Genomic DNA, 26,429 nt, shown 5'->3' on the forward strand with positions numbered 1-26,429 from the left:
ACCTGACAGCCCTCGTACGGCACGAGCGCCTCGGGAGACGCAGTGGCAGAGCATCCAGTGATCGGTTACCTCGTCTGGGCCGTACTGTTCGGCGCCATCTTCGCCTGGGAAGGCATCGGCCTGCTCCGGGCGGCCGACGCGTTCCCCACCCTCAGCGACGCGACCAGGGCCGTCATGCGCTACCCGGTCGGCCGCTGGGCCCTGTTCGCCCTGTGGCTGTGGTACGGCTGGCACACCTTCGTACGCGGCTGGCACTTCCTGTTGCAGGACCCTTCCTGAGGGGCCGGTCGTGCTTCCGGTATCCCTCAACATCACGCTCATGCTGACCGGCTACGCCCTGGTCATGGGCTTCCTCGGCTGCGGCCTGCTCATCCTCCGGCGCCGCCCGGCGCGGCCGTGGCCCCCGGCTCGCCGGGTCCTCGCAGGTCCGGGCCGACGGGGCTGGCCGGCCCTGGTCCGCCAGGTCGCGGGCACCGCGATCGGCGGTTACGTGATGCTGATGGCGGTGGTGGTCGGCTACTACCAGGGGGTGGCGCATGTGGGCGGCCGCTTCCTGCTGAGCGCGGTCACCGGCACCGCGCTGCTCATCGGCATCACCCTGCCGGTGTACTTCCTCGCGTCATGGGTCACCGCACGGCGACGCGGATAGGCCGCGACGCCGGCGGCCCGAGTCCCGCGACCACCAGTCCGGGGCCACGTTGATGCCGTGGACGTCGGCGGCCTGGGCGTCGGCCGTTCCCTTGCCCCGGACGATCAGTTCGCCCAGCTTCTCGTCCGCCTCCCGGACTCCCGGATGACCTGCACCGAGGCGGGGCCACGGTCGCCCGGTGATTCGCGTCCGGACCTCTCGCGTTCAGCCCGGCGGCGTCCGCCGCGGTGGCGCCGACGGCGTGCCGGGCCGGGGGCAGCTGTCCTGGTACGGCACTCCGGGTGCGTAGGTGGCCCAGGCATCCCGGCCGAGCCCTTGGCCCGCCAGTTTGCAGGCCATACCGATGGGGTCGGCACTGAGGGCCGGGAGGGACGCCAGGTCCCAGATCTGGAGCGTGCTGTCGCTACGGCCGGTGACGGCGAGGCGGCCGTCGGGGCTGAAGGCGAGCAGCTCCAGTTTCTCGGTGGGGTGGGAGAGCCGGGCGGCGAGGTGGGTCCGGCGGAGGTCCCCGATGTCCGCGAACAGGACGTCACCGGATTCGTTCATGGCGCTCAGCAGATGGCCACCGGGATGGAAGGAGGGGTCGCCGGTGACGTCCCAGTCGTCCCCGGTCACCCGGCCGACCGTCCGGGGCGTGGCCGCCGCGTGGAGGTCCAGAATGCGCAGACCCCTGCCCAGCTCGGAGTCGGCCCAGAGGCGGCCGTCATGGGAGAGGGCGGATCCCATGTTGATGGTCCGCAGCTCCCCGTACGCGCCGAAGTCGACGCGCGACGACGGATAGCCCTTGACCGTACGCACATGCTTGGGGCGCTTCCTGTCCGTCAGGTCCCAGGTGGCGAGCCACCCCGTGGACAAGAGCGTCTCGGCGCCGTTGGCGGCCAGCGTGGTGGCACGAGGGCTGAGACTGACGTCCATCTCGTAGCCGACGCGGCCACGGTTGACGACGGACAGCTTGCGCGGCCGGGCGGGCGTGGTGATGTCCCAGAGCGTGATCCGGCCCCTGCGGTCGGCGGCGGCCAGGGTGGTTCCGTCGGCGCTGACGGCGAGGTCCTGGACGAAGGCTCCGAGGTCCATCGAGGCGAGGCGTTCCGGCCGGCCGGGCTGCCGCATGCTCCACAGGCTGACGGCTTCGTCGAAACCGGCCGTTGCCAGCGTTCTGCCGCCGTGCGTGAAGACGGCCGACCTGATGGCGCCCTGATCAGCGATGGACGCCAGCACCCGGGGGCGGCCAAGGGGAGTCAGGCGCCAGCGAATGACCGTCTGTCCGTCGACGGAGGTGAGGGTGCCGTCGTTCCGGCCGAAGACGAGGGCGTCGGGAGTGCGTTGGTGCCCGCGCAGGGTCGACTCCTTCTTCGGCTCGGCCCTGTTCGCGATGTTCCATACGGTGATCGACTCGTCGAACGACGCCATGGCCAGCCTCGTCCCGGCAGGGTTGAACGCGAAGGCGGTGACGAAGTCCTTGTGGGCGGCCCACTCCGCCTGCTTCCTCGGCCGGGACGGGTCGGCGACGTTCCACAGCACGACCCGGCCGCCGCTGGCCTCCGTGGCGAGAATCCGGCCATCGGGGCTGAACGCCGTTTCCTCGTCCACACGGTCCAGGCGCGCCAGCCGCCGTGGTCGCGCGGGCGTGGAGACGTCCCACAAGGTGGCGCCCTTGGGACGGGTGAGTGAGTTCCGGTCAGCAGGTTCTTCCTTGTACCCGCTCATGCCCGTCGAGCTGACCAGCGTCCGGCCGTCCGGGCTGAAGAGCACCGCCCGATTGTCATTCACGCCCCGCTCCACCGCGATCCGCCGTGGCGCGCGGCCGGCGGAGAGCCGCCACAGCACCACGGCCTGCTGGGACAGGGAATCGCGGCCGCTTCCCCATCCGGCGGCCGCCAGGAGGTCGCCCCGTGGGCTGAACGCCACCCCCGCCGGATCGCCTTTCAGCCCCTCGACCCGCAGGACGGCTGTACGGCGCGGATGCTTGACGTCGGCCAGCGACCACAGGATGACGGATCCGCCGTCGCAAGCGGCGGCGATCGTGCGGTCGTCGGCACTGAAGGCCACGCGGCTCCCGGAATGCTCCGCGCATCCGGGCAGCGCGGTGAGCTGCCTGCGGCGGGCGGCGTCCGACACGTCCCACAGCACCACTTGGTCGCCGTCCGCGGCGGCCTGGGTCCGGCCGTCGTGACTCAGCACGGAATTCTCCACATCGACGTCGCTGGTGGAGCTGCCGCCGTATCCGGTCCCGGCCAGCGTGCCGAACACCGCCGCCCGCGACTCCGCGGTCGGGCGCAACCGGTGCGCGGCGAGACCGAGCCGCAACGACAGCTGGGGGTCCTTCGTACGCTGGTTCTCCGCCTCGGCCTCGAGCGCGCGAACCGTGCCCAGCCGCCGCTGCTCCACGGCACTGTCCCGTTGCCGGTCGGCCTCGGCTCGTTGCTGCTCGGCGGCGGTCCGTTGCCGGTCGGCCTCCGTCGACTGCCGGAAGGCGTATCCCGTCGCCACCAGCGCCAGGCAGAGGCCCACCAGCGCGGCCCGGAGGCGCCATGTCAGACGCCGGTTCAGCCGGGTCTGCGCCTCCCACCTGGTCAGGTCCGCCGCGAAGCTCGCCTCCACGAACTCCCGCTCGACGCGCGGAAGGCGGTCGCCGTCGAGCAGTTCCCCCGCCGCGTCCAGTTTGACACCGGTCAGCAGGAAGTCCGCGTGCCGCCCGGCCGCGACCCACTCCTCGGCGCTGTCCGCCAGCCGTTGCCGCCGTACGAGGAGGTCCCGGTCCTCCTCGGCCCACTGCCGCAGCCGCGGCCAGGCCGCCAGCAGCGCCTCGTGGGCGATCTGCGCGTGGTCCTGGTCCACGGTGATCAGCCGGGCGGCGGCCAGGCGTTCCCGTACGGCACGGGTGGCGGCCTGCTGCGGGACCGGCAGGCCGTCGAGCAGGCTGTCGAGGGGAACCCCACGGCGTACCGCCACCCCGTCGTCGGTCACGTGGACCAGGCGGAGCAGCAGTTCGCGAAGGGCCTCCCGCCCGTCCTGGTCGAGCTCCTCGTACAGCCGGTCGGTCGTCGTGGTGACCGCGTGCCAGATGCCGCCGGTCGCCTCGTACCCGGCAAGGGTGAGCGTGGCGCCGCTGCGCCGCAGCCATGTCTCGCGCAGGGCGTGGGCCAGGAAGGGGAGCGCGGCGTCGCGGCCGTGGCCGCCGTCGCCGTGGCGCAGGTCGCGCAGCAGCCGGTCGGTCAGGCCGGGTTCGAGGGCCAGACCGGCGGCCTGGGCGGGGCGTTCGACGGCGGCGCGCAGGGCGTCGTCGTCCATGGGCCGTACGTTGAACAGGCCGTGGTCGAGCGCGCGGGCGAGTCCGGGGTGGGTGAGGCAGTCGCCGTAGTGGTCGCCGCGCAGGCCGAGCACCACGCGAGGCGGCTCGGCGGTTCCTTCCGGGGACGTCAGGACGTCGATGAAGCGGGTACGTTCCTCCGCGTCCGTGCAGCGGGTGAAGACCTCCTCGAACTGGTCGACGACGAGCAGTCGGCACCGCTCCCGCCCGGGCCGGGGCTCCGGCAGCCGGCCCGTGGACAAGGCCCGGTACACCTCCTCCGCCGGTCGTCCGGTGGCCCTGGACCACACCTCGGCCAGCGCCCGCACCGGATGCGGACCAGGTGCCGGCAACAGAACGGCGGGCCACGGCAGGCCGGCATGCCCGGACGGTCGGGCGTGGGTGAGCGGTTGGGCGTGGCCGGACGGTGCGGAGCGCCCGGAGCGGTCCGATTGCCCTGACGGTTCGGGCCGTTCGGGCCGTTCGGTCCCTTCGGCGTGGCGGCGTTCCAGGGCGGCCAGCAGGCCGGCGGTGAGCAGCGACGTCTTGCCCACGCCGGACTGGCCGACGAGCACCACCGGCGCGGTGCCGCCCGCCTCCCGTGCCCGCCGGCTGTCGCACACGACGTCCAGCAGCAGCCGGACGAGGTCCTCGCGGCCGAAGAAGTGCCGCGTCTGCGTGGTACCGAAGGGCTCCATCCCCGGGTACGGGCACGGCACGTCGGCCGGTGGGTCGGAGGGCGTGCGCGGCTCGGCGTAGGCGCGGTTGCGGGCCAGCCGCAGGGAGCCGAGGGTGCCTTCGCTCTGCCGCCAGGGGCGGATGGGGCCGCCCTGGAACGCGCGGTCGAGGGCCTCGTGCAGCCCGTCCAGGGTGAGCCACGGAGGGCCGGCCGGGTCACCCTCGCCGAGCAGCTCGATCAACTTCCCGCCGAACAGCGTGTGCCTGCGGCCCTCGGGCGCGTACGACAGGTCGTACCAGGACGCCGAACTGAGCAGGTAGCTGCCGCCGGGCCGGGTGACCACGAACGGCGGCGGGCCCTCCGCCCGTCCGCCGGGGGCCTTCGCCCGCCCCGAGTAGCAGCAGTCCAGGATGACGACGCTGCCCCCGGGCGCCTCGGTGAGCAGGTTCCTGAGCGTGCCGTACGGCACGGCGTCGGCGATCCGCTCCGGTGACCGGCCGGCCCGGGTGGCGAGGTACAGCTCGTCGGCGGGACCGAGGATGCCGTGGCCGACGTAGCACAGCAGGATCGGCCCGGTCGCCTCCCGTACCGCCCCTTCCACCGCCGCGACGACATCGCCCTGCGTGGCGTCCGCGGGCACGCGGTGCACCCGGTCGCCCCGTAGGCCACAGGCGTTCTTCAGGAGCGCCTCGAGGTCGTCGAGGGTCCCTGTGACGGCGGGGAGGGCGGGCAGCTCGGAGCCGGGGACGTGGTCGGGCGTGCCGATGAGGATCGCGTGCGCCCCCAGCGCCGCGAGATCGCCCGTACCGTCGGCCCCGTCTCGGGCCGTGTCGTGGGCCGGCACGCCGCTACTCCCGCTCCGGGCCGCTCTCGTCCAGTGCGGCCGTGATCTCGCGGACGAACTCCGCCCGCTGCTGGGCCGTCAGGTTCCTGATCCGGGTGGCGGTGAGGGTGATCTGCGTACCGTCGGGGCGGGTGACGGTGACCGTGCACTCGGTGCGGCGGGCGGCCAGCCAGGTGACCAGGCCGGCGGCGAACGTCGTGACGACTCCACCCGGTTCGAGCACCGCGAGCAGCGCATCGGTGGCCAGCCCCATGGCGCCGGCCGGCAGCGGGCCCGAGCCGTCGGTACGGATCCTGCCGCGCAACTCCGGCTCGCCGGCCAGGCGGCGCCTGAGGTCGTGGACACCGGTGTCCGTCGCCGCGTCTTCGACGCTGATCCCCACCCGTAACTCCGTCACGTCCGTAACCTTTCCCACCAGGACGGCCCGTCACCCACCCTCACGGGAACGACCGGCACGACTATTGCCGAGGACGTCAAAGCGCGACCGCCGGGAGGATGTTGGCGTTGCGGTGGAAGACGTTCTCCGGGTCGTACGTGGCCTTGACGCGGGCCAGCCGGTCGTACTTCTCCGGGCCGTAGGACCGGCGGACGCGGTCCTCCTCCATCTCGGCCATGAAGTTCACATAGCCGCCGACGTTCGCCGCGTGGGGCGTCAGTTCCGTCCACAGGGCCCTCGCCCAGGCGGTGTCGGCGGTCAGGACCTCGGGGTCCGGGCTCATGGCGGAGCAGCTCATGACGTACATGGGCTCACGCAGCCCGCCGAAGGCGGTGGCGTCCTCGTCGACGTCGGTGTACGCCCCGCCCAGGTGGAACGTCGGGCAGAACGACATCGGTGAGGTCTTGCGCGGGATGTACCCGCTCAGCACGCCGATCACGTGCTCGTTCAGGTCGGAGTACGTGAGCCCCCTGTCGTACGAGAGGATGCCGGTCGGCGCCGCGTCGTCGAGCATGCGCTGGAGCGCGGTGAACGGCATGGGGGTGCGCAGTTCGAAGAGCGTGGGGACTCCGTCGGCCACCGCGGCCACCGCCTCGGCGTGCTCCTCGGCCGTGCCGAAGCCAACGACGATCAGCGCGTGGCCGAGCTTGCCCTGGTGCTCCTGCGGTACGAAGGGTTCCGGCGGGGCGCTCAGGCCGACGCCCATCAACGCGCCCGTGTCGCGGGGCAGTCGGGGAACCAGGTCGCTCATCAGCCGCAGCGCGTCGGGGCCGTCGCCGATGTCCCAGAAGAACAGGCCGACGTGGACCTCGGGGCCGACCGGGTGCGCCCGGAAGGTGAAGGTGGTGACGACGCCGAAGTTGCCGCCTCCGCCACGCAGCCCCCAGAACAGGTCGGGGTTCTCGTCCTCGCTCGCGCGGACGACGCTGCCGTTGGCGAGGACCACGTCGGCGGCGAGCAGGTTGTCGACGGTCAGCCCGTGCCGACGGGTCAGCCAGCCCATGCCGCCGCCGAGGGTCAGGCCGGCGACACCGGTGTGGCTGACCGTGCCGGCGGGGACAGCGAGGCCGTACGACTGGGTGGCGGCGTCCAGTTCGGCGAGGGTGGCCCCACCGCCGCAGCGGACGGTGCGCGCGTCCGGGTCGACCTCGACCCCGTTCATGTCGCTGAGGTCGACGACGAGCCCGTCGGGGCAGATGGACGCCCCGGAGAAGCTGTGTCCTCCGCCGCGTACGGAGATCTCCAGGTGCTCCTCACGGGCGAAGCCCAGCGCGGTGGCGACGTCCTCGATGGTCGCGCAGCGTGCCACCAGGGCGGGGCGGTGGTCGATGGCCCCGTTCCAGATGGAGCGGACCTGGTCGTAGTCGGTGTCGTCGGGGGTGACGAGCCGGCCCTCGAGCCGGTCCCGGAACGAGCCGACGGCCTGTTCGGCGAGTGTGGTCATGGCAGTCTCCGCAGGGGTCCTGGCGCGCCTCGCAGGGATCCCGGCGCGTTACTGGCGGTCCGGGCGCGGAGGGGCGGATCGGTACGTCGGCGAGCGGAGCGATGCGCGCTGTTGTGAACGTTGCCTTCAACGTAGACGCCGTACGGACAGCCGGACAACTCACACAGTCACCACGATTTATATACGGCCGGAGCCATGGACGCTCACCGCCTTCCGGCCTCGGGCCGGCGCCGCGCGAGCCGCCGACGCCCGCTGCGACCAGCACAGATGCCAGGGCAGAGCCCGGACGGCGGGCCCGGGGACGTAAAGGAATAGAAAAAATGGTGCATATGCGCCGAATACTCCTTGACCGGTCCGTGTGTCAGTCATGAGGGTGGACAGCAGAGCGTTACCGGGCCCGGTCCCGGAAGGCGCTCAGGCCCCGCATTGGCCGGTCTGGAAAGGTTCGCCATGTCCCTCGGCACCAGTCGGACGTCAGCGCCCGCCCCGCATCCGCTGCGGCGCGCCACGGACTGGCCCCCCGCGGACCCCCGGCACCGCCACCACCACCCGAGCGGCACGACCGGCCCCGGCGCCCACCCCGCGCGGCGCGCCTCCGACCGCGTCACGCTCACCGCCTCCCCGCAGTGCCGTGCGTCGCGCCGCCCCGCCGCCTCACCCCGCCGCCGCCGCACGCGCACGTCGCCCACCGCTTCCGCGGCGGGCCGCCGGGGCGGCAGCGAAGGCGGCCCACCAGGGCATTGCGACGACAGACCCGCGTCAGCCGAGCCACCGGGTGAGGCACCTCAGCGGTCCGCGCTCCGCGCCGGGGTGCCGCGATGACGACGAACCTGATCACCCTGGCCGCGGTCGCGCTGATCGCCTATCCGCTACTGCTCCTCGTCCTGATGGCCGCGTCCGGCGGACACCACGCACGCCGCTGGTACGGCAGGCTCAGGCGCGGCGGCCGGAGCATGGTCGCGCTCGGCCTGGCGGTCGTGGTGGGAGCGGGCGTCTGGGCGGGGCCGAACGTCGTGGCGCCGATGTTCGCGGACGACCCGATCGACTGCTACCCCACCGGCCCGGTACAGGCCCGGCAGGTCTCGACCGGCCCCACCCCCGCCGACCTCTCCGCCCCGACCCGGCCTCCTGAGCGCCCGGAGCCCGGAGTGGTGTCCGGGGCCGCCGCGCCGACGGCGGAGGCGGGCCGGCGGCCGGCCCTGGTTCTCTACGACGGCGCCGGTGGCGCCGGCGCGGACTGGGCGGCTCAGCTGACCGCCCAGCAGGCGGCCAACCTCGCTTCGCACTTCGGACCCTGGACCGTCAAGCCGGTCGCGGACTACGAGGCGGGTGAGGCGCGCCAGCACTCTGCCCTGCTGTACTTCGGCTCATCGAGGGACTCCCGTATCCCGGCATCCTTCCTCGACGACGTGCTGACCAGCCGGGTACCGGTGCTCTGGGCCGACGAGAACCTCGACCAACTGGCCGAACACACACCGTGGCTCTGGAGGAGCCGATACGCCTTCCGCGCGACGGACCCCGGCGTCAGCGGAGTCAACCGGGTCGACTACCGCGGCACCACCCTGACCCGCGAGACCCCGCCCGGCGACCGCGGCATCCGTACCGTACGCGTCGACGACCCGGGCAAGGCGAAGGTCCTGGCCCAGGCACAGCGCCCCGACGGCAGCCGGACCCCCTGGGCAGTGCGGGCGGCGAACCTCTGGTACGTCGGCGAGAGTCCGTTCGACTACACCTCGGCGACCGACCGGTACCTGGCCTTCAGCGACCTGCTGGGCGACGTCCTGGCCCCCGCCGCCCCGGTCACCCCCGCCATGGAGGAGCGCCAGGCACTGGTCCGGCTGGAGGACATCGGTCCGAACGCGGACCCGGACCAGCTCCGCGACATCGGGACCTGCCTCCACCAGGCAGGGGTGCCGTTCAGCTTCGGCGTCCTGCCCATCTACATCGACCCCCACGGCAAGGCAAACCAGGGTGAGCCGACGAGCTTCACCCTCAAGGACCGCCCGGAGGTTGTCGAGGCGCTGCGGTTCCTGATCGATCACGGCGGCACCATGATCATGCATGGCGTGACGCACCAGCTCGGCGCGCTGAAGAACCCGTACCACGGGATCAGCGGGGAGGACTTCGAGTTCTTCCTCGCGCACCAGGACTCCAGGAAGTTCGTCATACCGGACGGGCTGGTGCCCGGCACGTCGCGCCAGTGGGCACTGGACCGTATCGACCGGGGGCTGGCCGAGTTCGGGGCCGCCGGGCTGCCCCGGCCGCAGATCTGGGAGTTCCCCCACTACGCGGCAGGGCCCCTCGACTACGAGGCGGTCGGGCAGCGCTTCGCATACCGGTACGACAACACGATGAACTACGCCAGCTCGGTGCAGGGCGGCTTCCCCGACGGGAACAAGCGGGCCGACCAGTTCTACCCGTACGGCGTCAGGGACATCTACGGCTCCGCGGTGATCCCGGAGAGCCTCGGCAACGTCGAGTCCACCGGGCACAACGCCCGTCCCCCGCGCGGCCCCGAGGACATCATCGACGCGGCCCGGCGCACCCTCGTCGTCCGCGACGGTGTGGCCAGCTTCTTCTACCACCCGCCCCTGGGCGTCGACAGGCTCCACGAGATCGTGCGGGGCATCCGCGATCTGGGCTACGAGTTCGTCCGCCCGTGGGACGTCATGAGGTGACGTCGTATGCCGATCCCCCGCTCCCTCCGCCTCGGCCGTGAGCACCCCGGCCACCGGCTGCTGCGCCGCCGGTCGTCCCGGACCGGCCCGCTGCCCACCCAGCGGGGCTTCGCGCTACCCACGTACGACACCGACGGGTACGACGATCCGCACGCACCCGCCTACCTTGGGCAGATCGCGGCCGTGGGCGCCAACTGGGTACAGCTGAACCCCACGTGGTACCAGGCCGATCCGGCCACCGGCGTCATGCGCCCGGCCTCTCAGACCCCGCGCGACGACGGCGTCGCCCGGATGGTCTACCTGGCCCACCGGCACGGGCTGAAGGTGCTGCTCAAGCCGCATGTCGACCTGGACGACGACACGGACCGCGCGACCATCCGCCCCGCCCACCCCGGCGACTGGTTCACGGCGTACGGCGACTTCGCCAGGCACTACGCGCGCCTCGCCGCGTGGTGCGGTGCCGACGCCTTCGCCGTCGGCACGGAACTGGCCGGCACGGTGGGCCACCGCGAACACTGGCTGGCGGTGGTCGCCCGCATCCGCGAGGCCTACGCCGGCCCGCTGCTCTACGCGGCGAACTACGACGAGTACGAGAGCGTCCGCTTCTGGGACGCGGTCGACCTCATGGGCATCGACGCGTACTGGCCGCTGAGCGAGAGCCCGACGAGGGACGTACGACGGCTGACCCGCGCCTGGGGACCGGTCCGCGACCGGCTGGCGCGGTTCGCCGCCGAAGCCGGCAAGCCCGTCCTGTTCACCGAGGCGGGCTACACCAGCGTGCGCGGCGGCGTGACGGCCCCCTACTCGTGGACCGTCTCGCCGACACCCGACGCCACCGAGCAGGCCGCCGGCTACGAGGCGCTGCTCCGGGCGTTCACCGGCCGGCCGTGGTGGGCCGGCGTCCACTGGTGGGTCTGGGAGCAGCTCCCCGCCACGACCGGCCGGACTCGTTCACTGGACTACTCCGCCCACGGCAAGGACGCCGAAGGCGTGGTCGCCCGCTGGTGGGCGCCGCAGGAACCACCTGTGGGTGCCGCCCGCAGAGAGGCACGACAGACATGACTCTGGTCGCATCGGCAGTCCTGTTCGCCTTCCTTCTCTACGTCCTGGGCATGTTCGCCCTCGGCCGTGGCGAGGGGCGGGCGGAACATAAGCACCGCAAGCACCGGCAGGGCGACCGGAGCATCGCCGCGCCCACGAACGCCGGCCACTTGCTGTTCGTGTTCGTCCTGCCCTGCCTCGACGAGGAGGTGGTGATCGGCGCGAGCCTGGACCGTCTGCTGGCGCTGCCCCAGCGCAACTGGATCGCCCTCGTGGTCGACGACGGCTCGCAGGATGGCACGGCCGAGATCGTGGAGCGCTTCACCGACCCCCGGATCCTCCTCATGCGGCGCGTTCCGCCACAGGCCAGGCAGGGCAAGGGCGAAGCGCTCAACGCGGCGTACCGGCACATCGGCACGGAGCTGATCCGGACACCGGCCTTCGCGGGGTACGGCCGGGAGGACATCGTGCTGGTGGTGGTCGACGCAGATGGGCGGATCAGGTCCGACGCGCTGTCCGTGGTTGCGCCCCTCTTCCGGGACCCGCACATCGGCGCCGTGCAGATCGCCGTACGGATCTACAACGCCACCGCCAACCTGCTGGCCAGGCTCCAGGACCTCGAGTTCGTCACGTACACGGAGATCTTCCAGCGCGCCCGGAGCCGGCTCGGCAGCGCAGGCCTCGGCGGCAACGGGCAGTTCACCCGGCTCTCCGCGCTACAGGCACTGGGGGACGCACCTTGGACCCGCTGCCTGACCGAGGACCTCGACCTGGGCGTACGTCTGCTCTCCCGTGGCTGGCGCACCCGGTTCACCCCACGCACCCAGGTGTGGCAGCAGGGCCTGACCCGGCTGCGGCCCTTCGTGCGCCAGCGCACCCGCTGGTTCCAGGGCCACCTCCAGTGCGTCGCGGAGATCCCCCGGATCCTCACGTCACAGCTCCCCGCGCGGATCGTCGTGGACCTGCTGATCGTCCTGACCCTGCCGCTGCTCGTCCTCCTGACGACGTTCTCGGTGGTGGCCTTTTACGCGTCACTCATCAGCGTGGCGGCGGGCGGCGGGACGGAGATGTTCGAGACGGTGACGGCCAACTACGGCATCGTCCTGATCGTGTGGGGCCTCGTCTCGTTCGGCGTGGCGCCCGTGTGCGCCTACGCCTACCACCGGGCCGCGCGGACCGGAGTGCCGCGGAGCGTGGCGTACGGACTGCTGTTCACCTTCTACTGCTACCACTGGCTCCCCGTCGGCTGGCTCGCCCTCGGTCGGCAGCTGCTGCGCCGCAGCACGTGGGCGAAGACCCGGCGCCTCCCCGAGCCGCCACGGCGCCCCGTCGAACCTCAGCGCCAGACCGTCTCCTGACGCGCCGACACTTCCTATATGAACCAGATATTCCCAATGCGGTGATCGTATGCTTTCTGCACGCTCCACGTCATCCGGCAGGCTTCACGTGGCGGTCGTTCTCGGCACCCGGCCCGAGGCCATCAAACTGGCCCCGGTCCTGCGGGCCCTGGAGGCATCGCCGCTGTTCTCACCGGTACTGATCAACACCGGCCAGCACCGGGAGATGCTCGAACAGATGCTGCGACGGCTCGGGCTCACCGTGGCCCACGACCTCGCCGTGATGCGGGAGCGCCAGCAACTGTCCGCGCTCACCGCCCGTCTGGTCGGCGGGCTGGGCGAGCTGATCCGCGAGGAACGGCCCGATCTGGTCATGGTGCAAGGCGATACGAGCAGCACACTGTGCGGGGCCCTCGCGGCCTTCTACGAACACGTCGCGGTGGCCCATGTGGAGGCGGGCCTGCGCAGTGGCGTCATCGACGACCCGTTCCCCGAGGAGCTGAACCGGCGGCTGGTCACCCGTATGGCGCGCTGGCACTTCGCGCCCACCCCGCGCGCGGCCGCCGCGCTGACCGCCGAGGCCGTACCCGGCCCGCAGGTCATGGTGACCGGCAACACCGTCATCGACAACCTCCTGTGGGCCCGCCACCGGGCGGACGGCCGGTCCGCCTTCCGCACCGGGCGCCGCGGTCTGCTCGTGACGCTGCACCGGCGGGAGAACCAGGGGGCCACGATGCGGGCGCTCGCGGACACCCTGCTGCGCCTGGCCGAGCGCCCGGACGTCGAGGTGCTGGTGCCGCTCCACAAGAGCCCCGCCGTACGGGACGTACTCCTGCCCCCGCTGGGCGGGAACCCGCGGATCACCCTGACCGAACCGCTCGACTACTTCGACTTCATCGCGACCATGGCGGACTGCTCGCTCGTCCTCACCGACTCCGGAGGCGTGCAGGAAGAGGCGCCGAGCTTTGACAAACCGGTGCTGGTGCTGCGCGACACGACCGAACGCCCGGAAGTGGTCCGGGCGGGCGCCGCCCGGCTCGTCGGCACGGACCCCGCCGCCGTGCACGCCGCGGCCACCGCCCTGCTGGACGACCCGGTGCTGTACGGGCGGATGGCGGGCGCACGCAACCCCTTCGGAGACGGTCACGCCTCCGAGCGGATCCTCGGCACGCTGGCGCACGACTTCGGCCGCGTCCCGGCGCCGGCCCGGTCCCTCGACGTCGTCGCGGCCGGATGAGGGGCCGGATGGGGAGCCGGATGAGGAGCCGAATGAGGCGCCGGACGAGGGGCCGGATGGGGGGCCGCTCCGGCACGTGGGCCGGTGCCGTTCTGCTGCTCCTGGTGTCGGCCGTCCTGCTGCCGAGCTGCGGCACCGATCCGGAGGCGGCGCAGTGGCAGGAGGGCACCGAACACGGTCCCTGGCGGGTGGTCTACAACGGGCACGGCACCGTGGTCGGGCAGGGCGGCACCATCACGCTCTCGCCGCGGCCGGCGCGGCGGGCCGACGAGACGCATGCCGCGCTCGTCATCTCGAAGGCCTCGTACGAGGACTTCACCTACCGGCTGCGGATGCGCACGGTGAAGCAGCTGCGCGAGCCCGGCCGTCCCAATCCGTGGGAGGCCGCATGGGCCGTCTGGCACTACACCGACGACACGCACTTCTACTACGTCGTCCTCAAGCCCAACGGCTGGGAGCTGGGCAAGGTCGACCCGGCGTGCCCGGAGAAGCAGTGCTTCCTCGCCACGCACCCCGGCTCGTACCCGATCCACTCCTGGCACACGGTCGAGGTGCACCAGAGAGGCGCCACGATGACCATCAGCGTCGACGACGAACCGATCGTCACCCACACCGACCGCCGGGGTCCCTACACCCGGGGATCCGTCGGCCTGTACACCGAGGACGCCACGGTGGAGTTCGAGGACATCAGCGTACGGGGGCGGGGGTGACGTCCTCGGACTCGGACTCGGACTCGGACTCGGACTCGGCCCACAGCGAGCGCACATGCCCCAGGTGCCGGGCCATGCACGCCTCGGCCGCCGCCGCGTCGCCGGAGAGCATGGCGTCGAGCAGTTCGTGGTGTTCCTGGGCGGAGGCGACGAGCAGGCCGCGTTCGGCGAGGGCCGTGAGGCCGTAGAGGCGGGCGCGTTTGCGGAGGTCGCCGACCGTTTCGACGAGGCGGTCGTTGCCGGAGAGTGCCAGCAGGGAGAGGTGGAAGCGGCGGTCGGCGTCGAGGTAGCGGATGAGGTCGTGGTCGCGGGCGCTGGTGACGATCTCCTCGGCGACCGGGCGCAGCTCCTCCAGCCGCCGGCGGTCCGCCGAGCGGGTGATGGCGCCGATGGTGGGGACCTCGATCAGGGCGCGCAGTTCCGTGTACTGGTCGAGGTCGCGTTCGCTGACCTCGGTGATCCTGAACCCCTTGTTGCGTACGGGTTCGACCAGGCCCTCGCGCGCCAGGTCGAGCATCGCCTCGCGCACGGGCGTGGCGGAGATGCCGAAGTCGGCGGCGAGGGCCGGGGCGGAGTAGACCGCGCCGGGTTGCAGCTCGCCTGCGATCAGGGCGGCGCGCAGGGCGTGCGCCACCTGGTCGCGCAGGCGTTCCTGGCTGGTGATCAGGTGCTTCAGGTGCTGGCCGGCCATGGTGCTGCCTCCGTGCGGTCGTCGGGATCGTAGGGGATCAGAGGAGGAAGCCCGCGGGGAAGGGGTCGGCCGGGTCCAGGAAGTACTGGGCGGTACCGGTGATCCAGGCGCGGCCGGTGATGGCGGGGACGACGGCGGGCAGGCCGCCGACCGTCGTCTCGCCGGTGAGCCGCCCCGTGAACCGCGTACCGATGAACGACTCGTTGACGAAGTCGCGCCCGAGAGGCAGCTCACCGCGCGCGTGGAGCTGGGCCATGCGGGCGGAGGTGCCGGTGCCGCACGGTGAGCGGTCGAACCAGCCCGGGTGGATGGCCATGGCGTGCCGCGAGTGGGCGGCGTCGGAGCCGGGGGCGGCGAGGTAGACGTGCTTGACGCCGCCGATGGACGGGTCCTCCGGGTGGACGGGGCGTTCGGTGGCGTTGACGGCGTCCATGACGGCGAGCCCGGCGGCGAGCAGGTCGTCCTTGCGGGCCCGGTCGAAAGGGAGCCCGAGAGTGTTCAGTTGGACGAAGGCGTAGAAGTTGCCGCCGTAGGCGAGGTCATAGGTGACCGTGCCGAAGCCGGGCACCTGGACCTTGCGGTCGAGGGCGACGCAGAAGGCGGGGACGTTGGTGAGGGTGACGGATGTCGCGGCGCCGTCCTCGACCCGGACGTCGACGCTCACCAGTCCGGCGGGGGTGTCGAGGCGGACGGTGGTGACCGGCTCCGTCACGGGCACCATGCCGGTCTCGACCAGGACGGTGGCGACGCCGATGGTGCCGTGCCCGCACATGGGCAGCAGCCCGGAGACCTCGATGAACAGGACGCCGACGTCGGCGTCGGGCCGGGTCGGCGGTTGCAGGATGGCGCCGCTCATGGCGGCGTGGCCGCGCGGCTCGTACATGAGGAGGGTGCGTACGTGGTCGAGGTGGTCGATCACGTGCCGGCGCCGCTCGGCCATGGTGGCGCCCGGGATGGTGCCGACCCCGCCGGTGATGACGCGGGTCGGCATGCCCTCGGTGTGCGAGTCGACGGCGTGGTAGACGTGCCGGGTCCGCATGGCTAGGCGAGTCCTTCCGCGAGCGCCTTCTCGGTGGCGGCGCGGACGGTGGCGGATTGGGCCCCGGTGAGAGGGGTACGGGGCGGGCGGCACGGTCCGCCGCGGTACCCGGCGAGGTCCATGGACAGCTTGATCGCCTGGACGAACTCGGGCTTGGAGTCCAAGCGCAGCAGTGCATGCAGGGCCCGGTAGAGCGGCAGGGCGGTGTCCAGGTCATGGGCGACGGCGGCCCGGTAGAGGGCGACGGAGGCGGCGGGCAGCGCGTTGGGGTAGCCGGCGATCCAGCCCACGGCACCGGCCAGCGCCAGCTCCAGCAGCACGTCGTCGGCGCCGATCAACAGGTCCAGGTCCGGGGCCAGTTCGGCGATCTCGTACGCGCGGCGCACATCCCCGCTGAACTCCTTGACCGCGACGATGCTGCCGTCGCCGTGCAGCTGTGCGAGCAGCGGCGGGGTCAGGTCGACCTTGGTGTCGTAGGGGTTGTTGTACGCGACGACGGGGAGGCCGGCGCGCGCCACCTCGGCGTAGTGGGCGCGTACGGAAGCGGCGTCGGCGCGGTACGCGTTGGGCGGCAGCAGCAGGACGGACCCGCAGCCCGCCTCCGCCGCCTGGTCGGCCCACCGGCGGGCCTCGGCGCTGCCGTACGCGGCGACGCCGGGCATGACCCGCGCCCCGTCGCCCGCCGCCTCGACGGCGACGCGGACGACACGCGCCCGCTCGTCATCGGTCAGCGTCTGGTACTCGCCGAGCGAGCCGTTGGGGACGACGCCGTCGCAGCCCTGGGCGACGAGCCGGGCGACGTGTTCGGCGTACGCGTCGTAGTCGACGGTCAGGTCGTCGCGGAACGGCAGGGCGGTGGCGACCATGACGCCGTGCCAGGGGTGAGGACGCTGGTTCATCGTTCGGCTCCTGGTGGTTGTGCCAGCCGGCTGAGCGGTACGGGGCAGGAGAGCGGGCGCCGGTCGGGCGCCGGGTCCTGTCCCGCGAGGCGGGCGACGGCCGGTCCGCACACGCGGCCCTGGCACCAGCCCATTCCGGCGCGGGTGAGCAGCTTGACGGTACGGGCGTCCCGGGCGCCCAGGTCGGTGACGGCTCGGCGGATCCGGTCGGCGGTGACCTCCTCGCAGCGGCACACCTCGGTGGCGCCGTCCAGCCAGTCGGTCCAGCCGGGGCCCGGCCGGTGCGCGGCGGCCATCGCGTCGGCGAAGGCGCGGAGGCGGGCGCGGCTGCGGAGGAGTGTTCCGGGCGGGCGGTGCCCGCCGATGGACAGTGCGGCGATCTCTCCCTCCACGTGGGCGAGTTCTGCGCCGCCGATGCCGCACGTCTCGCCGGCCGCCCAGATGCCCGGTACGGAGGTGCGCTGCTGGGCGTCGACGTCGAGGGCGGGGGTGCCGTCGGGGGCGCGGCGGGTGGCGCAGCCGAGGCCGGTGGCGAGCTCCAGTTGCGGTACGAGGCCGTGGCCGACCGCGAGGGCGTCGCACGGGACGCGGCGGCCGGTGCCGGGGACGGGGCGCCAGTCGGCGTCGAGCCGCGTGACGGTCACGGCTTCGACACGGGTGGTGCCGTGGGCGGCGGTGACCGCGTGGCGGGTGAGGAGGCGGGTGGTGCGGCGGAGGAGGGCGCCGCCGTGGAGGGCGCCCTGGGCGAGCTTGGCCGGGTTGCGTACGAGGGCGGGGGCGTGGCGGGCGTACGCGGTGTAGTCGGCCGCCTCGACGAGCGCGGGGACCCGGGCTCCGGCGGCGGCGAGCGTGGTGGCGACGGCGAGCAGCAGGGGCCCGCTGCCCGCGACGACCACCCTCCCCCGAGCTCTCGGCTTCGCTCGAGCAGGGGGCACCCCCATGCCGGGGAGGGCGAGCCCGCCCTTGAGCATCGCCTGGGCGCCGCCCGCCCCGACGACACCGGGCAGCGTCCAGCCGGGGAAGGGGAGCTGGCGTTCGTACGCGCCGGTGGCCAGGAGCACGGCGTGGGCGCGGACGGTGGCGGGGGTCTCGTCGGGGCCCACGACGGCGTGCAGCAGCCAGGTGTCGCCGTCCCTCACCACGGTCCAGACGTGGTGGGCGGGCAGGTGGCGCACGCCGTCCAGCCGGCGTACGAGGCGGCGCGCCCCGCGGGGTACGGGACCGCCCGCCGGATGCCGGAAGATCTGGCCGCCGGGTCGTTCGGCCGCGTCCAGCAGCGTGACGTCCAGCCCGAGTCCGGCCGCGGTCGACGCGGCGGCGAGTCCGGCGGGCCCGGCCCCCACGACGGCGAGGTCAACCGCCATGGCCGGTGCCCTCCTGGGTGGTGACCGTGTCGCCAGGGCGGGCGGGCAGGAGGCAGGCGCGCTGGTTGGGGCGGCCGTTGACGGTGGCGAGGCAGTCGTAGCAGGTGCCGATCCCGCAGAACGCACCGCGCGGTTCCCCGCCGTGCCGCGTGGTGCGCCAGGCGAGGATGCCCGCGCCCCACAGGGCGGCGGCGACGGTCTGGCCCGGCAGGGCGGTGACGGGGCGCCCGTCGAAGGTGAGGGTGAACGGCTCGGGGTTCACGCGGCGCCTCCTTCCGTGTCGTCGAAGCGGTCGGGGCGGAACGGCCGGATGTCCAGCGCCGGTTGCTCCCCACGCAGCACGTCGGCCACGATCCGCCCGGTAGCCGGGGCGAGGCCGATGCCCGCGCCCTCGTGGCCGCACGCGTGGTACAGGCCCGGCACGCGCGCGTCCGGGCCGATGGCCGGGAGGTGGTCCGGCAGGTAGGGCCGGAAGCCGTGGTACGCGCGGATGGCGCGTACGCCGCCGAGGACCGGGAACAGGGCGGTGGCCTGCGCGGCGAGCCGCCGCAGCGCCTCCGTCGACAGCGTCCGGTCGAAGCCGACGCGCTCGCGGGTGGCGCCGATCAGGACCGTCCCGGCCGGGGTGCCCTCCACGACGGCGGAGGACTGCAGGGCCGCCGAACCGCTGGCGACGTCGGCGACGTAGTCGGCCGCGTACACCTTGTGGCGCACGAGCCGGGGCGGGAGCGGTTCGGTGACGAGGACGAAGCCGCGCCGGGGCAGCACGGGCAGGTGGACGCCGGCCAGTTCGGCCAGCGCTCCGCCCCAGGTGCCGGTGGCGTTGACGACGGCGGGGGTGTGGAGGTCGCCGCGTGCGGTGCGTACGCCCCGGACGGCGCCGGACCGGTCGGTGAGCACGGCCGTGACCTCTTCGCCGGGCCGCACGTCCGCCCCGGAGGCGCGCAGGAGCTGGGCGGCGGCCATGGCGGGCTGGACCTGGGCGTCGCCGGGGTAGTGGAATCCGCCGGTGAGGCCGGGCGCGAGGTGCGGTTCGAGGTCGTGGAGCCCGTCACGGGGGATCTCGTACGCCTCGACGCCTGCCTTTCCCTGCCCCTCGGCGAAGGCCCGCAGTGCGGAGAGGGCGGCCTCGTCGGATGCGACGACGAGACCGCCCTTGGGCTCGTACTCGGTCTCCGGTGGGAGCGTCTCGGCGAGTTCGCGCCACAGTCGGGTGGACAGCAGCGCGAGGTCGAGCTCCGGGCCCGGCTCCTTGTCGGAGACGAGCAGGTTGCCTTCTCCGGCACCTGTGGTGCCGCCCGCGACGGGACCGCGGTCGACGACGGTGACGGCGAGACCGGCGCGGCCGGCGTAGTACGCACAGGCCGCTCCGACGACTCCGGCTCCGATGATCACGGCGTCCGGCACATGACTCACGTGTCTCGTGGGCACGGCAGTAACATTTCACATGTTACTGCGTCTGTACAGACCGCGCTGCAGGGACAATTACCTTACGGCGAGGACCGGTTCACATCCTGAGCGGCCCCTCGCACACATAGTCCGAGGTCCCGGCCCGCCCGTCGGACCAGATCTCCACGTCGCCGAACGCGCAGTTCATGTCGGCGAGGTTGGTGGAGGCGGGGGCGGCCCGGTCGAGCAGGAAGTGGTCGACCGTCTCGGACATGTCCCTGAAGACCCGGTCCGCGCTGCCGGCGTCGGTCAGGCGGGCGGTGACCCGGCCGGTGCAGACGAACCGCCGCATGCCCGGGTCGCCGTTGTCCGTGCAGGACGGGCCGGCGCCGGTCGCCGCCGCGAAGGAAAAGCGTACGGCCTCGGCGGTGGCGTCCCGCAGCCGGTCGTTGGGCGTGTACCGGGTGTCCGGGACGAACAGCTCGTCCACCTTGGCGATCTGCGCGTCCAGGAAGACGTCGTACGCCCGCTGCACCGCCGCGTCCCGGCCCAGCCGGTCGCGCCAGGCGTCGAAGGCGGCCGGGTCGTCGGCGCGCAGGTGGCGGTACATCTCCCGCAGCAGGCCGGGGCGTTCGGTCCACAGGTACGTGAAGAACGTGCCCGCGTAGGCGTAGAAGCGGAAGCCGTCACCCTCGTACGTCGCGTGCAACAACCGGTTCACGGTCATACGGGGCCGGCCGTTGCCGGTGTCGGCGATGATGCTCCTGACGAGGGACTTGCGCACGGCGACACCGTCGTCACGGGTCGCGCCGTCGAAGAACTCGGCCGTCCCCTCGTCCATGGCCGTGGTGCGGTCACCCTGGTACCAGGGGCCTTCACCGAAGTAACCGGGTACGGCGAAGCGGCCGTTGAGGTAATGGACGTACTCGTGCCGGAACAGCTCCTCCAGCGTCAGCGAGGAGTCCTGCGGGACGCGCCGCTGGTACGTGTAGAAGGTCGCGCCGCGCTCGATGTAGATGCCGCCGTTGTCGGTGTCCATGCCGGTCAGGAGCGGGTGGTAGTTCTCGTAGTCCGCGCGGGAGGCGTACAGGACGATGGTGAGGGTGGTGTTGGTGTCCCCCGCGAGCGGCCGGTCCGTGCCCAGTACGCGGTGGAACTGTGCCTTGACCTGCTTGCTCGCGTAGTAGAGCTGGTCGACGGTGGCGCGGTCGAGGCCGGTGCGGACCTTGATGGCCGCGTTGTCGTAGCGGTACGTGTGGGGGAAGATCTCCCGCTCGATGTCGCTCTTGCAGACGCGGTACGGCGCGCACGCCTCGTAGAAGTCGAGCCAGGACGCGAGCCGCGCCCAGGGGGCTCCGCCGCGCCCGAAGTCGCGGGCGACGGGCGCGAGGAGCGCCCCGAGGTCGGGCACGATCGTGGACGTCAGGTCCTTGATCTGGCCGAAGCGCCCGTACTCGGCGAGCCCGTCGCGTACGGCCCACTCATTGGGCGTGCCCTTGAGGTGGGTGTACGTGGAGAACTTCCGGAAGGCGTCGCGGTAGGGGGCGTTGCGGGCGACGAGGGTGTGGAAGGCGGTGTCCTTGTTGCCGGGGTGGACGCCCAGGTAGTTGACGGAGAGCGCGGCAAGGGCGGCCCCGCCCCAGGAGGGGTCCTTGTAGGTGGTGGTGTGGTACTGGTCCATGGTGGCCAGCACCTGGCGTATCAGGTCCAGCTGGGAGTGGCGCAGCCCCGTGGCGCTGCCCGCGTAGAGCGCTTCGCGCAGGGACTCGGCGTTGGTGCGGGTGGCGTCGAAGGAACGGCGCGCCGTGCCGAAGGCGTGGATGGCGCGGCGCATGGCCTCGGTGGTGGGCGCGTCGGTGACGTCGATCTCGCCGCGCGAGAAGTCGTGGTACGCCACCGCGTGCAGGTAGGTGAGCATCTCCAGCAGGTGGCTGCCGTTCCTGCCGTCGTGGGCGGCGGCGAGCGCCGATATGCGGCGGGAGACGGCCTGGACGTGCGCGTCCGACATGACCGGGGCGAGGCGGGCGTCCCAGGTCCAGATCAGGCCGCGCAGACAGCCGTCGGCGGTGACGGCCGGGTCGGCGAGGAAGTCGGCGAACGCCTCCGGCGCGAGGCGCGTGACGTCGTCGAGGCCGCACGGAGCGGCGGCCGGTGTGTACGTCGACGTCTGCGGCCCCGGTACGCGTACGGTGGCGCGCCCGCCGGGCGCCGGTGCGGGCCTCGGCCCGGCCTTGGGCGCGGTGGCGAGGCGCTCGACCCCGTCGTGCGGGCGCTCGCCGGAGGCCGGACGCGATCGCCCGGCCTCGTACGCCTCGGCTGCGGGCGCGCTCTCGGCCGCCACGCCGAGCAGCGCCGCGGTGGCGACGGTGCCGGCGAGGAGGGCTCTGAGCAGGGGACTGCGTATGAATCGCTGGGACACCTTCGGCTCCTGTGTCGGAGGTGGGGAGTGGGTCCGTTCAGCGGTGCGGACGGCGGCGACAGCTTCTTGATGGGTGCATGCCACTGCCGTGTGACGTGCAACATAGTAATGTGACATTGCACTGACAACCCTTCCGCGCCCCCGAGTTGCCCCTCTTCCTGGCACGAGGGCGTGCCGTTGGGGCCGTTCCACTGGCACGTCCGGCAGGGCGGCCCCGTGTCCGTGTGGCCCTCTGTCCGTGTGGGACGACATCGAGCAGGTCAGGTGCTCAATCGCCGGCTCGCACGTCACCGTCCGATTCCAGGGCTTCTGCCCAGGTGTCGAAGACCAGCGCGTACCGCTCGTCCGCCACCGGGCCGCCCCACAAGTCCGGTTCGGCGCCGAGCGGTTCTATGTGCAACTCGCCACGCACCAGCGGGCGCACCATCGCGGCCAGGTTCTCGGCGCCGATTCCCCCGTTCCACGGCAGGGTTTCGGCGCCGGTCACGTACGGCATGTCGCCGTTCCGGTCCGCCTCACGCCACCGCCCCTCGATCAGCACCAGCCGGCCTCCCGGCCGCAGGCGGCCCACCCAGTCCCGCAGCGCCGCCTCCGGGTCGGGCAGCGTCCACACCAGGTGTCGGCAGAGCACGGCACCGAACCGCTCCTCCCCGGTCGGGGGTTCCATGGCGTCGCCGACCAGGAAACGCCCCGCGAGGCCGGCCGCCGCGAACTTGGCACGGGCCCGGTCAACCATGCGCGGTGCCAGGTCCACGCCGGTCACGCGGTGTCCGGACTCTGCCAGCAGCAGGGACATCGAACCGGTGCCGGAGCCGATGTCGAGGACGTCGACCGGTTCGGAAGGCATCCACCTGCGCACGAGCCGCGCCCACGCGGCGCGCGTGGAGGCGGCCCGCAGGCCGTGGTCGGGCTCGTCGTCGAAGGACGACGCGGCGGCGTCCCAGTAGGCCGCGATGGAGGCGGTGATGTCGGTCATGACTCGATGCTCGCAGCCACCACTGACAATGCCGCACCGCGCGCCGGGCGTTCAGTCCAGCACCGCGAACCCGTCCAGTTCCACCAGCGCCTGTTGGTCCCAGAGGCGGGCCGCGCCGATGACCGCCATCGCCGGGTAGTCGCGGCCCGCGAGGCGGCGCCAGATGCGGCCGAGTTCGGGGGCGCGGGCGCGGTAGTCGGCGACGTCCGTGGCGTAGACGGTGACGCGGGCGAGGTCGGCGGGGGTGCCGCCGGCGGCCTTGAGGGCGGTCAGGAGGTTGCCGAGGGCGGTCTCGAACTGTTCCGGGAGGGTGTCCCCGACCACGCGCCCGGCCCCGTCGAGCGCGGTCTGGCCGGCCAGGAAGACCAGGCGGGAGCCGGTGGCGGTGACCGCGTGGGAGAAGCCCGTGGGTGGGGAGAGTTCGGCGGGGTTGACGCGTTCGAGGCTCATCGGGCGTACAGCTCCTTCGCGATGATCGTGCGCTGGACCTCGGTCGCGCCCTCGTAGATGCGCGGCGCCCGCACCTCCCGGTACAGGTGCTCCAGCAGGTGGCCGCGTTGCAGGGCGCGGGCGCCGTGGAGCTGGACGGCGGCGTCGACGACGTACTGCGCGGTCTCGGTGGCCAGCAGCTTCGCCATGGCGGCGCGCTTGGGGACGTCGGGGGCGCCCGCGTCGTACGCCGCTGCCGCCGCGTAGACGAGCAGGCGGGCGGCCTCGGTGCGGGTGGCCATCTCGGCGACCTGGTGGGAGACGGCCTGAAGGTCCTTCAGTACGCCGCCGAAAGCGGCCCGTCCGGCGGTGTGCGCGAGCGTCGCGTCCAGGGCGGCCTGGGCCATGCCGACCGCGAAGGCGCCGACGCTGGGCCGGAAGAGGTTGAGGGTGGTCATGGCGACGCGGAAGCCCCTGTCCACCTCGCCGAGGACATCCGCGCGGGTGACCGGTACGGCGTCGAAGTGGAGCGCGCCGATGGGGTGCGGGGACAGCATGTCGAGCGGGGTGCCGGTGAGGCCGGGGCGGTCGGCGGGGACGAGGAAGGCGGTGACGCCACGCGCGCCGGCGCCCGGTGTGGTGCGGGCGAAGACGGTGGAGAAGTCGGCCTCGGGGGCGTTGGAGATCCAGCGTTTCTCGCCGGTCAGCCGCCAGCCGTCCCCCACCGGTGCCGCCTCCAGGGCGAGCGCCGCCGCGTCCGAGCCCGCGTCGGGCTCGCTGAGCGCGAACGCGGCGACCGCCCGGCCCGCCGTCACCTCCGGCAGCCAGCGCGCCCGCTGTTCGGGCGTGCCGGAGGCGGCGACCGGGTGGGCGCCGAGGCCCTGGAGGGCCAGGGCGGTCTCCGCCTCCGTACAGGCCTGCGCGAGGGATTCGCGCATCAGGCACAGGTCGAGGGCGCCCGCGCCGAAGAGGCGGCCGATCAGGCCCAGTTCGCCGAGCGCGGCGACCAGCGGGCGGTTGACCCGGCCCGGCTCGCCCTTCTCGGCGAGCGGGCGGAGGCGTTCGGCGGCCAGGGCGCGCAGCTCGGTGCACCAGGCGGTTTGGGCGGGATCGAGTGAGAATACGGGCATTCATGCCCCCTCAAAGACATCTATCGCGGGCCGTTGACTGTCGTCACATGAACGATACGCTCGATGAGCGTTCCCACCACGCCAAGGGGGCGAACCATGGAGCTCACGCCTTCGGCCCATCGCGACACCTTTGCCCGGGAGCATCTGCCACCGCGCGAGCAGTGGCCGGAGCTCGTCTTCGACCTCCCCGAGCTGCGCTACCCCGACCGGCTCAATTGCGGGGCGGAACTTCTGGACCGCACGGTGGAACGGTTCGGCGCGGACCGGCCGGTCTTCCGGGACGGCGCCGGCCGGGTCTGGACGTACGGCGAGCTGCGCGGCCGCGTCGACCGGATCGCCCACGCGCTCACCCACGACCTGGGCGTGGTGCCCGGCAACCGGGTGCTGCTGCGCGGGCCGACCACGCCGTGGCTGGCTGCCTGCTGGCTGGCGGTGATGAAGGCGGGCGCGGTCGCCGTCACCGTACTGGCGGGGCAGCGCGCGCAGGAGCTGGCCGTGATGTGCGAGATGGCCGGCATCAGCCACGCGCTGTGCGACGTCCGCGCGGTGGACGACCTGGTGAAGGCGGAGGTGCCGGGGCTGCGGATCACGGCGTACGGCGGTGACGCGCCCGACGACCTGCTGCACCTCGCGGCCCGGCACCCCGGCGCGTACGAGGCGGTCGACACGGCGGCCGACGACGTCGCGCTGATCGCGTTCACGTCCGGGACGACCGGGCAGCCCAAGGGGTGCATGCACTTCCACCGCGATGTGCTGGCCGTCGCGGACACGTTCTCCGCGCGCGTGCTGCGGCCCGAGCCGGACGACCTGTTCGCGGGCAGTCCGCCGCTGGGGTTCACCTTCGGGCTGGGCGGACTGGTGATCTTCCCGATGCGGGCGGGGGCCTCGGCGCTGCTGCTGGAGCAGGCCGGGCCCAGGCAGCTGCTCCCGGCGGTCGCCGAGCACCGGGTGACGGTGCTGTTCACCGCGCCGACCGCCTACCGGGTGATGCTGGACGACCTCGACGCGTACGACACCACCTCGCTGCGCCGCTGTGTGTCGGCCGGCGAGAACCTGCCCGCCGCCACCTGGCACGCCTGGTACGAGCGGACCGGGCTGCGCCTGATCAACGGCATCGGCGCCACCGAGCTGCTGCACATCTTCGTCTCCGCGGCCGACGACGCGATCCGCCCCGGGACGACGGGGGTGCCGGTTCCCGGGTGGCACGCGCGCGTGGTGGACGATTCCGGGGAGCAGGTCCCGGACGGACAGGAGGGGTTCCTGGCCGTACGCGGCCCCGTGGGGTGCCGTTATCTGGCCGATCCGCGCCAGAGCGAGTACGTCCGGCACGGCTGGAACATCACGGGCGACACCTATGTGCGCGAGCCGGACGGCTACCTGCGCTATGTCGCCCGCGCGGACGACATGATCATCTCGGCCGGGTACAACATCGCCGGCCCGCAGGTCGAGGAGGCCCTGCTGGCCCACCCCGATGTGCTGGAGGCGGCCGTGGTGGGCCATCCGGACGAGGTGCGCGGCCAGATCGTGGTGGCGTACACGGTGCTGCGCGACGGCCTGCCCCGCGACGACTCCACCGCCCAGGCGCTGCGCGCCTTCGTGAAGGACCGCCTCGTCCCGTACAAGTGCCCGCGCTGGATCGTCTTCCTGGACGCCCTCCCCCGCACGGCCACCGGGAAGCTGCAACGCTTCCGGCTGCGTGACCAGGCCGCAGCCCAGGACACACCCGAGGACACGCACGTAAAGTGATCA

The 26,429-nt window shown here is 72.8% G+C and carries 21 protein-coding genes; 8 read left to right on the top strand and 13 right to left on the bottom strand.

Features of this window, described 5'->3' with window-relative positions:
- The first annotated feature begins 42 nt into the window (after positions 1 to 42).
- Together AMK26_RS15500 and AMK26_RS15505 are read left to right on the top strand one after the other, a co-directional pair.
- Positions 43 to 279, top strand: coding sequence for a DUF6186 family protein (locus tag AMK26_RS15500; RefSeq protein WP_143608531.1), 237 nt, complete (start codon positions 43 to 45; stop codon positions 277 to 279).
- A gap of 10 nt (positions 280 to 289) precedes the next feature.
- Positions 290 to 649 (top strand): DUF6256 family protein, encoded by a 360-nt coding sequence (locus tag AMK26_RS15505; protein ID WP_073755206.1) that lies wholly within the window; start codon positions 290 to 292, stop codon positions 647 to 649.
- 204 nt (positions 650 to 853) lie between these two features.
- On the opposite strand, the gene AMK26_RS15510 is transcribed toward AMK26_RS15505, so the two are convergent.
- The 3 genes from AMK26_RS15510 to AMK26_RS15520 all read right to left on the bottom strand — a co-directional run bounded on the left by AMK26_RS15510 (position 854) and on the right by AMK26_RS15520 (position 7,341).
- On the bottom strand, positions 854 to 5,461 hold the full coding sequence (locus AMK26_RS15510) for a WD40 repeat domain-containing protein (RefSeq protein ID WP_073755207.1): 4,608 nt from the start codon (positions 5,459 to 5,461) through the stop codon (positions 854 to 856).
- 4 nt (positions 5,462 to 5,465) lie between these two features.
- Positions 5,466 to 5,858 (bottom strand): effector-associated constant component EACC1, encoded by a 393-nt coding sequence (locus tag AMK26_RS15515; RefSeq protein WP_143608533.1) that lies wholly within the window; start codon positions 5,856 to 5,858, stop codon positions 5,466 to 5,468.
- A 76-nt stretch (positions 5,859 to 5,934) separates the two neighbouring features.
- Positions 5,935 to 7,341: an FAD-binding oxidoreductase gene (locus AMK26_RS15520; protein WP_073755208.1), complete on the bottom strand. Its 1,407-nt coding sequence runs from the start codon at positions 7,339 to 7,341 to the stop codon at positions 5,935 to 5,937.
- Positions 7,342 to 8,159: 818 nt separating this feature from the next.
- Between AMK26_RS15520 and AMK26_RS15525 the strand changes: the two genes are divergently transcribed.
- The 5 genes from AMK26_RS15525 to AMK26_RS15545 all read left to right on the top strand — a co-directional run bounded on the left by AMK26_RS15525 (position 8,160) and on the right by AMK26_RS15545 (position 14,344).
- Entirely contained in the window at positions 8,160 to 10,019 is a 1,860-nt protein-coding gene (locus AMK26_RS15525) for a DUF2334 domain-containing protein (RefSeq protein WP_079277601.1), read from the top strand.
- Positions 10,020 to 10,025: 6 nt separating this feature from the next.
- The gene (locus AMK26_RS15530) at positions 10,026 to 11,081 is read left to right on the top strand and encodes a glycoside hydrolase family 113 (protein ID WP_073755209.1); all 1,056 of its coding nucleotides are present in this window, start codon (positions 10,026 to 10,028) and stop codon (positions 11,079 to 11,081) included.
- Positions 11,078 to 12,418 (top strand): glycosyltransferase family 2 protein, encoded by a 1,341-nt coding sequence (locus AMK26_RS15535; protein WP_073755210.1) that lies wholly within the window; start codon positions 11,078 to 11,080, stop codon positions 12,416 to 12,418. Before AMK26_RS15530 ends, AMK26_RS15535 begins: the two co-directional genes overlap by 4 nt.
- 88 nt (positions 12,419 to 12,506) lie before the next feature.
- Positions 12,507 to 13,634, top strand: a complete 1,128-nt coding sequence (gene wecB, locus AMK26_RS15540; protein WP_241837908.1) for a non-hydrolyzing UDP-N-acetylglucosamine 2-epimerase — start codon at positions 12,507 to 12,509, stop codon at positions 13,632 to 13,634.
- Between the two features lie 56 nt (positions 13,635 to 13,690).
- Positions 13,691 to 14,344: a family 16 glycoside hydrolase gene (locus tag AMK26_RS15545; protein WP_073755212.1), complete on the top strand. Its 654-nt coding sequence runs from the start codon at positions 13,691 to 13,693 to the stop codon at positions 14,342 to 14,344.
- On the opposite strand, the gene AMK26_RS15550 is transcribed toward AMK26_RS15545, so the two are convergent.
- The 10 genes from AMK26_RS15550 to AMK26_RS15595 all read right to left on the bottom strand — a co-directional run bounded on the left by AMK26_RS15550 (position 14,322) and on the right by AMK26_RS15595 (position 24,680).
- Positions 14,322 to 15,035, bottom strand: a complete 714-nt coding sequence (locus AMK26_RS15550; protein ID WP_073755213.1) for a GntR family transcriptional regulator — start codon at positions 15,033 to 15,035, stop codon at positions 14,322 to 14,324. The genes AMK26_RS15545 and AMK26_RS15550 overlap by 23 nt on opposite strands.
- A gap of 37 nt (positions 15,036 to 15,072) precedes the next feature.
- Positions 15,073 to 16,074, bottom strand: a complete 1,002-nt coding sequence (locus tag AMK26_RS15555; protein ID WP_073755214.1) for a proline racemase family protein — start codon at positions 16,072 to 16,074, stop codon at positions 15,073 to 15,075.
- A 2-nt stretch (positions 16,075 to 16,076) separates the two neighbouring features.
- Positions 16,077 to 16,973: a dihydrodipicolinate synthase family protein gene (locus AMK26_RS15560; RefSeq protein ID WP_073755215.1), complete on the bottom strand. Its 897-nt coding sequence runs from the start codon at positions 16,971 to 16,973 to the stop codon at positions 16,077 to 16,079.
- The gene (locus tag AMK26_RS15565) at positions 16,970 to 18,337 is read right to left on the bottom strand and encodes an FAD/NAD(P)-dependent oxidoreductase (RefSeq protein WP_073755216.1); all 1,368 of its coding nucleotides are present in this window, start codon (positions 18,335 to 18,337) and stop codon (positions 16,970 to 16,972) included. Before AMK26_RS15565 ends, AMK26_RS15560 begins: the two co-directional genes overlap by 4 nt.
- Positions 18,327 to 18,599 carry a (2Fe-2S)-binding protein gene (locus tag AMK26_RS15570; protein WP_073755217.1) on the bottom strand — a complete coding sequence of 91 codons (273 nt, stop codon included), beginning with the start codon at positions 18,597 to 18,599 and terminating at the stop codon, positions 18,327 to 18,329. Before AMK26_RS15570 ends, AMK26_RS15565 begins: the two co-directional genes overlap by 11 nt.
- Positions 18,596 to 19,768 carry an NAD(P)/FAD-dependent oxidoreductase gene (locus AMK26_RS15575; protein WP_073755218.1) on the bottom strand — a complete coding sequence of 391 codons (1,173 nt, stop codon included), beginning with the start codon at positions 19,766 to 19,768 and terminating at the stop codon, positions 18,596 to 18,598. The genes AMK26_RS15570 and AMK26_RS15575 overlap by 4 nt, the downstream gene beginning before the upstream one ends.
- A 76-nt stretch (positions 19,769 to 19,844) precedes the next feature.
- Entirely contained in the window at positions 19,845 to 22,145 is a 2,301-nt protein-coding gene (locus AMK26_RS15580; RefSeq protein ID WP_241837909.1) for a collagenase, read from the bottom strand.
- A gap of 268 nt (positions 22,146 to 22,413) precedes the next feature.
- Entirely contained in the window at positions 22,414 to 23,121 is a 708-nt protein-coding gene (locus tag AMK26_RS15585; RefSeq protein WP_073755219.1) for a class I SAM-dependent methyltransferase, read from the bottom strand.
- Positions 23,122 to 23,172: 51 nt separating this feature from the next.
- On the bottom strand, positions 23,173 to 23,571 hold the full coding sequence (locus AMK26_RS15590) for a RidA family protein (RefSeq protein ID WP_073755220.1): 399 nt from the start codon (positions 23,569 to 23,571) through the stop codon (positions 23,173 to 23,175).
- Complete coding sequence (locus tag AMK26_RS15595; protein ID WP_073755221.1) at positions 23,568 to 24,680, bottom strand: acyl-CoA dehydrogenase family protein; 1,113 nt, start codon at positions 24,678 to 24,680, stop codon at positions 23,568 to 23,570. The genes AMK26_RS15590 and AMK26_RS15595 overlap by 4 nt, the downstream gene beginning before the upstream one ends.
- Before the next feature lie 96 nt (positions 24,681 to 24,776).
- On the opposite strand from AMK26_RS15595, the gene AMK26_RS15600 reads away from it, so the two are divergent.
- Positions 24,777 to 26,426 carry an AMP-binding protein gene (locus AMK26_RS15600; RefSeq protein ID WP_073755222.1) on the top strand — a complete coding sequence of 550 codons (1,650 nt, stop codon included), beginning with the start codon at positions 24,777 to 24,779 and terminating at the stop codon, positions 26,424 to 26,426.
- Positions 26,427 to 26,429: the final 3 nt, after the last annotated feature.

Origin of the sequence: Streptomyces sp. CB03234, assembly GCF_001905885.1 — a bacterium.
Taxonomy (GTDB): Bacteria; Actinomycetota; Actinomycetes; order Streptomycetales; family Streptomycetaceae; genus Streptomyces.

What these genes read in the sequence shown, in the direction of transcription:
- AMK26_RS15560 (WP_073755215.1), bottom strand. Translation starts at nt 16,973, where the DNA reads ATGAACCAGCGTCCTCACCCCTGGCACGGCGTCATGGTCGCCACCGCC.
- AMK26_RS15545 (WP_073755212.1), top strand. Translation starts at nt 13,691, where the DNA reads ATGGGGGGCCGCTCCGGCACGTGGGCCGGTGCCGTTCTGCTGCTCCTG.
- AMK26_RS15520 (WP_073755208.1), bottom strand. Translation starts at nt 7,341, where the DNA reads ATGACCACACTCGCCGAACAGGCCGTCGGCTCGTTCCGGGACCGGCTC.
- AMK26_RS15585 (WP_073755219.1), bottom strand. Translation starts at nt 23,121, where the DNA reads ATGACCGACATCACCGCCTCCATCGCGGCCTACTGGGACGCCGCCGCG.
- AMK26_RS15590 (WP_073755220.1), bottom strand. Translation starts at nt 23,571, where the DNA reads ATGAGCCTCGAACGCGTCAACCCCGCCGAACTCTCCCCACCCACGGGC.
- AMK26_RS15525 (WP_079277601.1), top strand. Translation starts at nt 8,160, where the DNA reads ATGACGACGAACCTGATCACCCTGGCCGCGGTCGCGCTGATCGCCTAT.
- AMK26_RS15595 (WP_073755221.1), bottom strand. Translation starts at nt 24,680, where the DNA reads ATGCCCGTATTCTCACTCGATCCCGCCCAAACCGCCTGGTGCACCGAG.
- AMK26_RS15555 (WP_073755214.1), bottom strand. Translation starts at nt 16,074, where the DNA reads ATGCGGACCCGGCACGTCTACCACGCCGTCGACTCGCACACCGAGGGC.
- AMK26_RS15535 (WP_073755210.1), top strand. Translation starts at nt 11,078, where the DNA reads ATGACTCTGGTCGCATCGGCAGTCCTGTTCGCCTTCCTTCTCTACGTC.
- AMK26_RS15565 (WP_073755216.1), bottom strand. Translation starts at nt 18,337, where the DNA reads ATGGCGGTTGACCTCGCCGTCGTGGGGGCCGGGCCCGCCGGACTCGCC.
- AMK26_RS15530 (WP_073755209.1), top strand. Translation starts at nt 10,026, where the DNA reads ATGCCGATCCCCCGCTCCCTCCGCCTCGGCCGTGAGCACCCCGGCCAC.
- AMK26_RS15550 (WP_073755213.1), bottom strand. Translation starts at nt 15,035, where the DNA reads ATGGCCGGCCAGCACCTGAAGCACCTGATCACCAGCCAGGAACGCCTG.
- AMK26_RS15600 (WP_073755222.1), top strand. Translation starts at nt 24,777, where the DNA reads ATGGAGCTCACGCCTTCGGCCCATCGCGACACCTTTGCCCGGGAGCAT.